The sequence below is a fragment of the candidate division KSB1 bacterium genome (assembly GCA_022562085.1).
Classification (GTDB): Bacteria; Zhuqueibacterota; Zhuqueibacteria; order Oceanimicrobiales; family Oceanimicrobiaceae; genus Oceanimicrobium.
Window position 1 is genome coordinate 15341 of sequence record JADFPY010000026.1, and the last position, 12683, is coordinate 28023.

The 12683-nt window shown below is 40.9% G+C and carries 10 protein-coding genes; 7 read left to right on the top strand and 3 right to left on the bottom strand.

Annotated features, from left to right (window positions below; genetic code table 11):
- Positions 1–34: 34 nt before the first annotated feature.
- On the bottom strand, positions 35–352 hold the full coding sequence (locus IH879_04235) for an MTH1187 family thiamine-binding protein (protein MCH7674143.1): 318 nt from the start codon (positions 350–352) through the stop codon (positions 35–37).
- A 468-nt stretch (positions 353–820) separates the two neighbouring features.
- On the opposite strand from IH879_04235, the gene IH879_04240 reads away from it, so the two are divergent.
- The 7 genes from IH879_04240 (at position 821) to nadC (ending at position 11217) form a co-directional block, all read left to right on the top strand.
- Positions 821–1261, top strand: a complete 441-nt coding sequence (locus IH879_04240; GenBank protein MCH7674144.1) for a CPBP family intramembrane metalloprotease — start codon at positions 821–823, stop codon at positions 1259–1261.
- Positions 1262–1299: 38 nt separating this feature from the next.
- The gene (gene mltG / locus IH879_04245) at positions 1300–2352 is read left to right on the top strand and encodes an endolytic transglycosylase MltG (protein MCH7674145.1); all 1053 of its coding nucleotides are present in this window, start codon (positions 1300–1302) and stop codon (positions 2350–2352) included.
- On the top strand, positions 2318–4552 hold the full coding sequence (locus IH879_04250; protein MCH7674146.1) for a UvrD-helicase domain-containing protein: 2235 nt from the start codon (positions 2318–2320) through the stop codon (positions 4550–4552). Before mltG ends, IH879_04250 begins: the two co-directional genes overlap by 35 nt.
- Before the next feature lie 4 nt (positions 4553–4556).
- The gene (locus IH879_04255; protein MCH7674147.1) at positions 4557–8279 is read left to right on the top strand and encodes a tetratricopeptide repeat protein; all 3723 of its coding nucleotides are present in this window, start codon (positions 4557–4559) and stop codon (positions 8277–8279) included.
- 124 nt (positions 8280–8403) lie between these two features.
- Complete coding sequence (locus IH879_04260; GenBank protein MCH7674148.1) at positions 8404–9018, top strand: sigma-70 family RNA polymerase sigma factor; 615 nt, start codon at positions 8404–8406, stop codon at positions 9016–9018.
- 3 nt (positions 9019–9021) lie between these two features.
- Entirely contained in the window at positions 9022–10149 is a 1128-nt protein-coding gene (locus IH879_04265) for a zf-HC2 domain-containing protein (protein ID MCH7674149.1), read from the top strand.
- A gap of 204 nt (positions 10150–10353) precedes the next feature.
- A complete protein-coding gene (gene nadC / locus IH879_04270) occupies positions 10354–11217 on the top strand; it encodes a carboxylating nicotinate-nucleotide diphosphorylase (GenBank protein MCH7674150.1) in 864 nt (287 codons plus the stop codon).
- Positions 11218–11393: 176 nt separating this feature from the next.
- Here nadC and IH879_04275 read toward each other — a convergent pair whose 3' ends face one another.
- Both IH879_04275 and IH879_04280 read right to left on the bottom strand, forming a co-directional pair.
- Positions 11394–11861: a hypothetical protein gene (locus tag IH879_04275; protein ID MCH7674151.1), complete on the bottom strand. Its 468-nt coding sequence runs from the start codon at positions 11859–11861 to the stop codon at positions 11394–11396.
- 31 nt (positions 11862–11892) lie between these two features.
- Positions 11893–12246: a hypothetical protein gene (locus tag IH879_04280; GenBank protein MCH7674152.1), complete on the bottom strand. Its 354-nt coding sequence runs from the start codon at positions 12244–12246 to the stop codon at positions 11893–11895.
- Positions 12247–12683: the final 437 nt, after the last annotated feature.

The window sequence follows — 12683 nt, forward strand, 5'->3', positions numbered from 1 at the left end:
CGCTTTAGAGAAGTGTTGCGACCTTTTAGTCAGATTAAGTCAGTCCGTTGGTTTTCAAGTCTTTGCCCAAAGCATATTCTACTTCAAGCACATTATTTTTGAGCCGGTTTTGCAGATCTTTCCGGTCATCGATGACAATATTTGTGACAACTCTGTCGGCAAAAGTTTTTATTTCATCGTGGCATTTTTTCACAATAACCATAATCTCATCCCAATCCCCTTCGATAATTGTTCCCATCGAAGTGAGTTGATAGTCTAATTCGCTTTTTTCGATAATCGCAACGGCCTTGGCTATCATTTCTTTTAATTCTTCTCCGGTCCCAACCGGGGTAATTGTAACTTGTGCGAGCATTTCGATTTATTCTTAAGTTATTAAATAAACATGATTTAAAAAGATGGATTTAATATATTAAAAATACAGAAAATGTCAAGCCAAAAAATGAAATATGGCTTAATTAAAGTATTGACATTAACCATCGAATTTGTATATTTTTACTTTTAATTGTTAAAACCTTGTACCGCTCAAAACCTTTGGGAGCTAAATTTTGCATTTGGTTTTCAGCACTGAATATAGAAACCTTTCCCGAACGCCTGTTCTGAGTTTTTTATTTGTAACTCCGATTTGGTGCATTTATGAATTTTTTACTTTCAGATTGAACAATGACTGGAATGGCAACCTTAGAACGGGATTGGATTTTTTAATAAGAAACGGTCTGGAATCGGTCAATCTACCTGTTTGGATTCTTGCGGTGCTGGTTGCTTCATTCTTGATTTTCTACTTTTTTAAAAAAAAAGCTGGATCCGGCAAAACGCAGAACCTGTGTTTTTTGCCTACATGTTCTTGGAAAGCCTGATTTATGGGTCGCTATTGGGATTGGCGGTAGGGAGCCTTACAGGTGTTTTGCTAACTCCACAGGACATCTCTTTTAACCAATCAAAAATAAACTCGCTGGTTTTAAATTTAGGTGCCGGAATTTATGAGGAATTCGTTTTTCGTTTTCTTCTCATAACCGGTATTTTCTGGATATTAAAAAAAGCGGTAAAAAATAAATTTGTGATATATTCAGGCGCCTTTTTGGTGAGCTCTTTATTATTCTCTTTTTTTCACTATTTGGAGCCTTTCAACGAGCCATTTCAAGTGAATTCTTTTTTGTTCAGGTTTATTGCGGGTTCTGTCTTCTCGATTATTTTCATTTTTCGCGGGTACGGAATTGTCGCTTATTCACACTTTCTTTATAATATTTTGCTTATGTTTAGATGATCTCGGAAGTAGTTGATGAAGAAAATTATCAGGGATTGATGAAAAAAAGAAATTTAATTGTATTAGTATCTTCGGGATGTTTCTTAATCATTTTCGCACTCTTTTGGTTGTTTTTTTCGCCAATTGTGAAAGGGAAGAGCAGTGATTCTTTTCCTCTAAAAATTTGTAAAGGCTCGTCATTTTACTCAATAACCAATTTTCTGTTAAAAAATAACATCATTCCGAACTCGTTTAAGCTTAAAAGTACGGCCCGGCTTCTTAATTTGCAAAGCAAACTAAAAGCCGGTAAATATGAAATTAATGGCGGGATTTCAAGTTACGCTTTATTGAAACAGCTAACCGAAGGCAGGGTTGCTGTTGAAAGTGTCAGGATTCTTGAGGGGATAACAGCAAAGCAAATCGCGGGAACATTGAAACGCAGAATAGAGGTTGATTCTTCCCGTTTCATGCAGTTGGTTCATGATCCTGGCTTTGTGAAGAATCTTGGGGTTGAAGCAAAAACTCTGGAGGGTTTTCTTTTTCCCGATACTTATAACTTTTACTGGGGGATGAAGTCAGAGGATATTATTTCAATTATGGTGAATGAGTTCAAGAAAAATTTTAACGATGCATTGCGGAAAAAGGCTGAGGAAAGTGGCTTTTCAATTGTAAAAGCGCTAACTTTGGCCTCAATAATTGAGGGTGAGGCCGTGCTCGATTCCGAACGGTCAACCATTTCCGCCGTTTATCATAACCGTTTAAAGCGCGGTATTCGTCTTCAGGCTGATCCAACCATTCAATACGTCATTGAAGATGGCCCAAGACGTCTTTTGAAGCGGGATTTGGAAATTGACTCCCCATACAATACTTACAAATACAAAGGCTTGCCACCGGGCCCGATCAATAACCCGGGGTTGGCTTCAATCAGGGCCAGCGTGTACCCGGAAAATGTAAATTATCTTTATTTTGTCGCCAACGGAGACGGATCGCATACGTTCAGCAGAACGCTTAAAGAACATTTACGCGCTAAGAAAAAATTTGACCAGTACAGAAGAAAAATTAACAGACTAAAAGCAATTGAACGGGAAATCAAAAAAAACGAAAACCGCTGAAAATGAAGAAAATCATTTGCTTGAAGCGCTAAATCCAGCGCAGAGGACCGCGGTTCAATGTACTTCAGGGCCGGTGCTGATCCTGGCCGGCGCCGGCAGTGGAAAAACCCGCGTTTTGACTCACCGAATTGCCTATTTAATTCAGAAAGTCGGTGTAAAACCTTGGGAGATTTTGGCACTAACGTTTACCAATAAAGCCGCGCTTGAGATGAAAGACAGAATCGTCAAGCTGTTGAAAGGGATGGGAAATGAAGCGTGGACCGGTACGTTCCATTCGATTTGTGCCCGTATTCTCCGAATCGAAGGACACCACCTTGGTTATGAAAGGAATTTTCTAATCTTCGACCAAGATGATCAACTCAGGTTTATTAAAAATGTTATGACTGAGTTGAATATTTCACACAAGCATTACAACCCAGATACTATTCAAGCGCGAATTAACGGCGCTAAAAATTTGTACATTGGGCCCGACGAGTTTAAGGCCACTGCAAAAGAACCTATCGAAGAAACAGCAGCGCTGGTTTATTCCCACTACCAGGATCTGATGAAAAAAAATAACGCCATGGATTTCGACGATCTACTGGTGAATCCCATTTATCTTTTCGAGCAGTTTCCGGATATTTTGGAAAAATACCAGGAGAAATTCAAATATCTTTTGGTTGATGAATACCAAGATACGAATCGAACCCAGTATTTGCTGTTAAAAAAGCTGGCGGCAAAACACAAAAATTTGTGTGTGGTGGGGGATGACGACCAGTCGATTTATCGTTGGCGAGGAGCAGATATTCAAAATATTCTCTCAGTTGATAAAGATTATTCTGATTGCAGCGTTTTTCACCTCGAACAAAATTACCGATCGACACAATATATTTTAGATGTGGCCAATTCCGTAGTCGAAAAGAATTCAAGCAGAAGAGAAAAAAAGCTTTGGACGGATAAAGGGGCTGGTGAGAAAGTAGCGGTGTTGGATATCGATGATGATATTTCGGAGTCAATCACTGTTGTAAAATTAATTAAAGAGGAGCTTCAGCAGAAAGCCCGTAATTTTTGCGATTTCTGCATTTTGTACCGGACAAACTCACAGTCGCGCGTTTTAGAAGATGCGCTCAGAACCTCGGGAATTCCATATGTAATTGTTGGTGGGGTTAAATTTTATGCGCGGAAGGAAATCAAAGACGTTCTTGCTTATTTACGGTTAGTTTCCAACTCCAAAGACTCAATCAGTTTCAAACGAGTTGTGAATTTTCCTTTGCGTGGAATAGGGGAGAGTTCTATAGGTAAACTTGAACAATTCGCTGGTGACGCCGATATTTCGATGTTAGAGGCTGCAGGTAAAGTAGAAAAGCTGGAGACAATTCCGCACCGTATTCGAAATAATATTGTTGAGTTTCATTCTTTGATTAACAAATACGCTTCACTCAAAGACGAATTGTCCCCTGGTGAAATTGCCACAAGTATTGTAGATGAAATTGGCATTCTCAAGTCTTTTAAGGAAATCGGTACAGAGGAGGCAATGATACGCTCTGAAAACGTCCGGGAATTACTTTCTGCAATAGCAAATTTTCAAAAACTACACAATAGCGCTACTTTAGACGATTTTTTGGAAGAAGTTTCTCTGGTTACAGATATTGACACCTGGGACAATAAATCAAATGCCGTCACTTTGATGACGCTTCACAGTGCGAAGGGTTTGGAATTTCCTGTGGTTTTCATCGCCGGTCTTGAGGAGGGGCTCTTTCCTCTGTCCAGAAGTTTTGAAAGCACCGATGATTTGGAGGAAGAGCGCAGGTTGTTTTATGTGGGCGCCACCCGCGCCATGGAGAAATTGTACCTGACCTGGTCGGCCCAGAGAATGCGTTTTGGCGAAATTCTAAAGAACCTGCCCTCACGGTTTCTCGGTGAAATAGATCCGGAGTTTATTGATCGGAAAGACTTACGGAAATATTACGACTTCAAAAGGCGCCCTTCTTATAAAAAGTATCAAACACCGGAAGCTGATGTCATGCCGGCTTATGAGGACTTTTCACAAGAAAACAACGCCGTTTATGTTGGCGCTGAAGTTAAGCATTCCATGTTTGGTCTCGGAAAAATTTTAAATAAAGAAGGCCAAGGCGAAAGCATGAAATTAACGGTTAATTTTTATGAGGTCGGCAAAAAAAAGTTAATGGCAAAATATGCAAATTTGGAAGTACTAGGATAGATTTATGTTCAAAAAGGTCTTCAGTACAATATTAATTCTATTGGCTTTTATTAAGTTCTATTTACCTGGACTTATGGCGCAGGAAACGCAAGCCGATAAAGAATTCTTCTTCGCGCAAAAACTCTATCAAGACAAATTGTACAACCTTGCCGCTGAACAATTCAAAGAATTCTCCAGAAAATTCTCAAGCAATGAAAAGGCTGACGATGCTTTGTATTTGTCAGGTCAGGCCAACTTTGCCAATTCAGAATATCAAAAGGCGTTTGATTCTTATAAAGAATTAGAGATCAATTACCCACAGTCAAATTTTCTGCCCGATGCCAGGTTTCGATTAGCTGAATGCCAGGCAGCAATGCAGAATTTTGCCAATGCCGCCGAGCTCTTCAAACGGGTGCCTGTATTTCACAAAGAAAATGATAAAGCCGCCACCGCTTTCTTCGAGTCTGCGAAATCTTCTTTACAAATAGAAGACTCCAAATCAGCCCTGGCGGTTCTTTTTGAGCTCATCTCCACTTATCCGGATTCGCCGGAAAGAGTCGATGCCCATTTAAAAATCGTGGAAATTTATTTAGACCGAGGCGATTATACCGAAGCACTCACTCAAATCGAAAACCTTTTTCGGACATTCGGTCCCGATTTAAAAGATCCGCGAATTTATCTGCTTCGTGCAGAGGTTTTTGAAAAACTTGGCCAGTTCGAGGAGGCGCTTGAAATTTACACGACGATCGTCCAAGAATTTCAAACGAGTAAAGAGGCTCAAAGAGTTTTGTATCATTTGGGATCTTTATTTCAGACTCAAGGCGACCTTGATAAAGCTTTGACCTATTACGATCAATATTTGGTCAATTTCAAAGACTCAGAATTGACGCCGAAAGTCTATTTGAGAAAAGGTGATATTTACTTTTCAAAGGAGCAATTTGAACAAGCTTTGGAAAACTACCAAAAAGCAGAACAATCTGCCTCCACAAAACTACAAGATGAAGTCGACTATAAAATAGCAGCAGTTTTCGACCTGCAAGGGAAGTACCAATTAGCCGAAGCCCGGCTGCAACGGGTCATTAAAAATGCAACTAATTCAAAAAGAGAAAATAAGTCATCGCCTTTCCTTGAAGGCAGCTATTTTAAACTCACTGAAGTTTTTATTAAAAGCGGGCAGCCGCAAAAAGCACTGCAAAATATAGCGGAATACAAAAAGCGATTTGCTGAAAGTTCAAAACAAAAGAAAATCAAGTTTATGGAGGCGGAGCTATTTGAAAAACAGCTTAAAGATTACCCAAGAGCGCTCCGGGCTTATCAGAATTATTTAGATCAATTTTCCCGCAGCCGACGGGTTGACGAGGCTCAGGCCGGCATTGCACGTTGTTATGAAAAACTTTCTGATTATCTGTTAGCGCTAAAAGAATACCAGAATTATTTACAGCGGTATCCCGCGGGTGATGATTTCGAGTGGGTCAAAAATAGAGTTCGTTTAATTTCGGAAACAATTAATATCGAGGACGGGCTTCACCATGTTTCCGGCCTGCTTTCCAAATTTGCGGAGACAAAAGATTCGGGAAATTGGAATTTTGAATTGGCTAAATTTTATTTTCAAATAAAAGATTTTGCCCGCGCAATTGAGGCGTTCAAAAAAATATTATCCGAATCCGGTAATGGACTTGATAGGGCAGAGGTGGTTTACTATTTGGGGCTTTCGTATTCCAAAATGGCTGACAAATCGGCGCTGAAAAATGACTTCCAAAAATCAACTGCATATTTGGATAGCTCAGCAGTGCTGTTAGGTCAGGTAGTTGAAAACTACTCCGATTTTGACAAGCTTGAAGATGTGGAGTTCATGATAGTTAAAATGGAGCTCGACACCCTTTTTTCAGTGGAAAAGAAACAAACAAGACTTCTGGAATTACATGCACTTTGGCAGGAAAAATTTCCTGAGGGCAAGTATCTGGATTTTATTTTGATTCAGCTCGCGGATTCCTATCTTGAAAAGGCAGTAAATGATTCCGTCTCTGCTGCGGCCGCATTGAATTATTATAAAGGGATCCGGGAAAATTATACTAAGAGCCCTTATTTTGAAAAAGCAAACTTCCGCACAGCCGCTGCGTTAAGTTATCTAGGCCAAGATTCCACTTCATTAGCAGATTTGACCGCTTTTCTTAAGACTTACCCGAAAAGCGAATTGATTCCCGCAGGGCTTTTATTGAAATCTAAGTTGCACAAGAAATTTGGAAATATTGAGGCCGCGATTAAGGACTTGCAGCGAGTTGAATCGGAATATTTTTATTCCCCGCTTGCAGTACAAGCACAATTAGAATTGGCGAACACTCGTTTTGAAAATGGCGATTATCAATCGGTGCTCGACATTTACAGAGAACTTCAGAAGAACTCGCCTGAATTTTCTGGAAAAAATGGACTTGCGTTTGACAAATCAATCGGTTTGCGAGAGGCTCGTGCTTACGAAAATCTTGGAGAGGATTCTAAAGCGCTGGAAAGATACGTTCTGTTTGCTCGCCAAAACCCGGGTCACAAAAACCTTGACGAAGCTCTTTTGGGAGTTGCCCGAATCGCCCGAAAACAGGAAAAACTTGTTTTCGCAAAGGAGTATTATCAAAATATTCTAAAGCATTCTTCGCAGGTTCACTATAAACTTGAGGCCCGCCTTGCGTTGGGAGATATTCTGTTTAAAGAAGGATTAAATGACGACGCCAGGACACACTACATTTCAGCAAGTCAATTTGCGGGCAATCTTGAACAAGAAAAATATCCGGCGAGCCAAGCGGTCAGGTGCTTGATTAAGCAGAAAAAATTTGCTGATGCGGATTTAGCGATTAAAGCTTTCAAAAAAAAGTATAAAGACACCAAAGATGAAGAGGCGCAATTTCTATTAGAAAAAGCAAACATTTATCTGGCCACTAAAAATTTTGAATTGGCAGAAGTAGCATTTAAAAAACTCAAAAAAGACAACAAGAATACGGAGTTTGCAGCCCGGGGGGAATTTGGGCTTGGAGCGGTTTACTTGATTTCCAAACACACGGAGGACGCGCTAAAAATTCTGACGGCGATTCCGGCGAAATATCCGGACAGTGAGGTCGCTGTTTTGACTTATTTTAATTTGGGCGACTTTTATTATAAATCGCAGCAAATCGAAAACGCCATTTCAGCGTTCAAGCAGGTTTTGAAACATCCGAAAGCAGGCGGCTATTATCCAAAGGCCCTGCTTTATTTAATCCAGTGTTATAATGATTCACATTTCTGGGATCAAGCGATTATTGCCACTCGCGACTATTTGGACAAATATCCTTTCTCAAAACAAAGTTTCAGAAAGAAAATCGACTTGGCACAAGCTTTAATGAACCTGAAAGAATATAACCGCGCCATTGAGCATTTTCAAAAATTGCTGCCTTTTGCGGACGAGCAAACCGAGGCTGAAATTCAGTTTTATATCGGACAATGCTATCGAGAAATGGGAAATTTCGAGCGCGCAAGTGCCGAGTATCTCAAAGTAAGATACCTCACCAAACCTTCAAAGCTACCATGGCATGTAACTGCATTATTCGAGGCTGGGAGATGTTTGTTAAAAATCAAAGAAATAGAGGCCGCTAAAACTGTTTTCAAGCGAATCATAAAAGAACAAGGCTCCGAGAGTAACTTTGGCCGGTTTGCACAAAAACAACTGGACGATCTTGAAAAGAAAAATCTTTCCCTTACCTCGAAGAACGATACCGGGAATTAAAAAGAATCCATCGTCCTTTTGCTCTTCCATTTGAAACTTACCGAGAATTTTTTTAGTCAAACATTTGTTATATTCTTTGGAATAAAAAAATAAATAATAAGTATCTAATTTTAGGAATTCCAACTTGGGTTTAAAGGCCGTGCAAAAGATGGATTCAAACAGCGAAAAAGATGTCCTGAGATATGTTCGGAGATCTCTTTCAGGCGACGCAAAAGCGTTTGAATGGATTATTCGAAAATATCAGAAACGACTTTATTTTATTGTTTTGCAAGTAGTCATGAATCATGAGGATGCTGACGATATGCTGCAAGATACGTTTATCAAAGCGTACACAAAGTTGGATACTTACAACGAGAGTTTCCCATTTTACCCGTGGCTGTATCGGATTGCTATCAACACTTCTCTGAATCATCAGAAAAAGAAGGCGCGGCTGCGTGCGATGTCTCTGGATGATTTGGATGGAAATGGCCACCAAGCTGATTTGGCAGAATCACCGACCCAGATGTTTGACATGGAAGGCAGCGAGTTGGTCGCTAAACTAAAGGCGGCGTTAGGGAAAATCCCGTATGAACAGCGAGCGGTATTTATCTTACGGGTAAACGACGGATTGAGTTATCAGGAGATAAGTGAAACCATGGACATTTCCATGGGCACGGTTATGTCACGGCTGTCGAGGGCACGTGACAAGCTGCGGATTTTACTGGAGGAATATGTTGAAACAAACGATATCGAGGTATGAAGGATGAATTGTTCTGAAACTAAACCCAAGCTGGGCTTTTATCTGGACCAAGTATTGCCGGATGGCGAAATACAGGAACTTAAAAACCACCTTGAAGCATGCATGTCTTGTTCCACTGAGCTTCAAAATTTGAAAAAAATAGAATCCGTTATTCAGGCCGGGATTTATTCTGAACCCCCTGATGAATATTGGAATGATGTTCCACAAAGAATAACCAAAAGGATTGGAATCAGACCCAAGGTTTCTGCTTTTGAGCAGTTTATTGAATCTGTTGGAGGAATCTTGTCCGCCAAGAGTTTCCGATGGGGATTTGCCGGAGCCTTTGCTGTGGCATTACTAATTGTTACTCTAAATAAGGTGTTTGTTACTCAGCAAACGCCTGTTTCTATAACGCAAAGTAATTCCGTGGAAAGTGAGCAAGCTCCGGCAGCTTCGATTAGTGAATTGAATGCCGTCCAGAATGCGGATCCTCTCAAGCCCAAGGAAGTTATGGCGATTAAGGAGAAAAATAAATTGGAGGCTAAAGAGCCCCAGTCTGAACAGTTGACAGATCTGCCAGATCGAGGTAAAGGCAACCAGAAAATTGCTCTGAATTATCTAAGTGAAGCTTTACTTGCTCTGAATAGTGTCGAGAGTAAACCTTTAAAGACGGAAAACCGAGAAGTTCTCAGGGTTCTTTACCCCATTCCGAATACCGAATTTATTCTGCCGTCTCAAAGTGACGAATTGCAGAACGAAAATAATCCATTGCAACGAACTTTTGCTTTAAACAAACAGGACGCCCGATCCTTGAAACCGGATGTTGTTTCGGAGCTTCCGGATGAAATTAAAAGGATTCGAAGCGGTTTTCTGGAAACTTTGTGGATTGTTCAGGAAAGTCAAACACTGGATGAGAAGAAAAATATTTGGCTTTCATACATCGACCGGGAATCCGACATTACTTACCGGTCTTTAGCCGATTATAACTTGGCGCTGGTGTTGGCAAAGATTGCCGAGGATAGCAAAGATCGCGATCATGCAAAGGAAGCACGTAATTTTTTTCTTACGCATGAAGAAGCCCTGCGCTTCCAAATGGGAAATGAACGATTCGACAATAAATTAAGCCTTTTTGATAAAATCTTAGCTAATTAGCATATAATATACAGATTTTCCTTTTTCCCTCCTCTTAGCCGAGAAAAGGCCGCGTTTACCGCGGCCTTTTCGTTTTCTGCGGGTTCTGTAGGCTCGGTCAATTATGGTCGAAACACCCGATTCACCTTTGTCAAAACCCCTCGGCCATTTTTAACCTCATAATGGGGTTTGCTTTTATGCGTTTTTTTGACTAAAGTAGTGCCTATGAAACCAGCACTCAAGTTGACGAATGAAATCGAATCGTTAATCGATTTGGCACTACGGGAAGACCTTGGAGAAAATGGAGATGTTACCTCTAATTGCATTCTAAACTCCGATGATGAGGGCCAGGCAAGCATTATTGTAAAAAAGGATGGCATCATCGCGGGCCTGCCAATTGCTGAGTGGGTCTTCAAAAAAGTTAATCCTGGGCTTAAGGTGCAAAACAGGGTGGAGGAGGGTTCAAAAGTTCAGCGTTATGAAGAGGTCGTTCGAATTATCGGGCCGCTTGCCGGTATTTTGACTGCAGAGAGAACCGGATTGAATTTTTTACAGCGGCTCTCAGGGATCGCAACTCTAACTGCAGAATTTGTTCGGAAAGTGGCAGGCACCAAAGTCAGAATATTGGATACAAGGAAAACCACTCCGGGGTTTAGAGTTTTGGAAAAGTATGCCGTTCGGGCGGGAGGAGGAGGTAACCATAGATTCGGTCTCTATGATATGGTTTTAATTAAGGAAAACCACATCGCCGCAGCAGGTGGGATTGCAAGTGCAGTTGAACAAACCCGAGAAAATATGAAAAAGAGGGATCTCAATTTAAAAATCGAGGTAGAAGTTCGTAATTTGTCAGAGGTTGAACAAGTCCTGAATTTGGCAGTTGACAGACTGATGTTAGATAATATGAGTTTGCAGAAAATCCGGGAAGCAGTTAAGTTGGCAAATGGCAAAGTTGAGCTTGAAGTTTCCGGCGGAGTTACTTTAGAAACTGTAAGAGAGATTGCCGAAACTGGAGTGAATTATATTTCGGTGGGCGCTTTGACACATTCTGCGTCGTCCTTAGACTTGTCACTCTTGATTGATGCCGCTTGAGTTTTGCGCAACTCAGACTCTGCCTTGATCGCGGTGACGCGATCGACGACTGGGAGACGGTCAATGCTATTTTGCTTAATGTGATATCGGCTGCTTTCTGCTTTTCCGCCTCAACACCTCAATTGATAGTGGGTTAGAAAAAACCTATTCAGACTTGTGTTGACAGACTCCATCATTTACAACCAATCAAGTCTTATCCAAGTCCATGGGTCGATACTGGATGCTTCATCAAACAGCTGGATTGTATTCGGAACATAAAGTCCATCCTCGTTCTTTTCCAATATAAACTCGACACCACTTTCCAATTTGATTTTTATTGTATCAGAAACTTCAGAGTCCAATCTATAGTAACAGATATTCATATCCGCATCCACAAACTTGCGTTCTAATTCATGGCTATTAAGTGGTACATCCCCATCGAAAAAGAATAAGTCAGTCAACTCGAAAGCGCGTGATTCAGATGCGAAAAGTTGTTTGTCTTCTGTGTAATGATTATCAATAATCTGGAGCTGTTCGCTGTCAGGGGAAAAATGAAATTCCATATTGCCATACTTCCATAAGGTCGCCTTTTTGTATCCGAAAATGTCGGGAGTACAGTAGATCTCCGGAGGCCCAAGAATGCTCTCGATTTCGGTCTTATTCATGTTTAGTGTGATTGGGCCCAAGGCTGCTTTCTTAATAAATAGATTCGATTGATATTTTGTGTTTCTTGTTCTCGGCGCGGCCGACAAGCCATGTCGATAGGAACTCTTCGAACCAAGAGTAAGCCTGATCAAGCGACGTATAGTCCCGCTCATTTTCCCATACAAATCCATACATGTCATGCGCAATAAAAGTAGGGAGGAAATTGAAATAATTCGAGCGCAGCTTGTAGTCAGAAGCCTGCTTGATCGCTCGAATATCGTACTGTGTGATTTCACACTCGTTGCCCTCTAACCATTGATAGATGTTGGGAAAATCCTTGGCAAGAGACTGGAAGGACTCACTCCTTATTATTTTTTGGGAGTCATACTTTGGGGATACTCCCACACTAATTTTTTCCCACTTTTTATCCTATCAATCAATCCCAAGATCTCCTCAGCATTTTTCTTATGATACTGTCGCAACATATCTGTTATACTCATCTGATTTTTCCCTCGGAGTCTCTATTATTTTCGTAGTTCAGCATAGAACTTTATCAACACACATCTGACATATTTAGCTCCACAGTCCCCCAATTTGCCAAAATTCACGTACCTACTTGCACGGCAAAAACCTCACCGTTGTCTCCATCTCCTCAAGTACTTGTTCTAAAGCTGAGACAGTCGCATCGATATCCTTCTCGGTTGTCTGGTGGGAGAGGGAAAGCCGTACGGCGCAGTGTGTGGGTGTGCCCTGAGTTAAAAACTAGTGGATATACTTTTGCCACACCTGGGCTGGCTTGTGATCCTTCAGTCGATGTGGACATGATCAGTAAAGCGACTCCT

Excerpts from the sequence above, each read along its gene's own strand:
- nadC (MCH7674150.1), top strand. The coding sequence starts at position 10,354 with ATGAAACCAGCACTCAAGTTGACGAATGAAATCGAATCGTTAATCGAT.
- IH879_04235 (MCH7674143.1), bottom strand. The coding sequence starts at position 352 with ATGCTCGCACAAGTTACAATTACCCCGGTTGGGACCGGAGAAGAATTA.
- IH879_04275 (MCH7674151.1), bottom strand. The coding sequence starts at position 11,861 with ATGAATAAGACCGAAATCGAGAGCATTCTTGGGCCTCCGGAGATCTAC.
- IH879_04255 (MCH7674147.1), top strand. The coding sequence starts at position 4,557 with ATGTTCAAAAAGGTCTTCAGTACAATATTAATTCTATTGGCTTTTATT.
- mltG (MCH7674145.1), top strand. The coding sequence starts at position 1,300 with ATGAAAAAAAGAAATTTAATTGTATTAGTATCTTCGGGATGTTTCTTA.
- IH879_04265 (MCH7674149.1), top strand. The coding sequence starts at position 9,022 with ATGAATTGTTCTGAAACTAAACCCAAGCTGGGCTTTTATCTGGACCAA.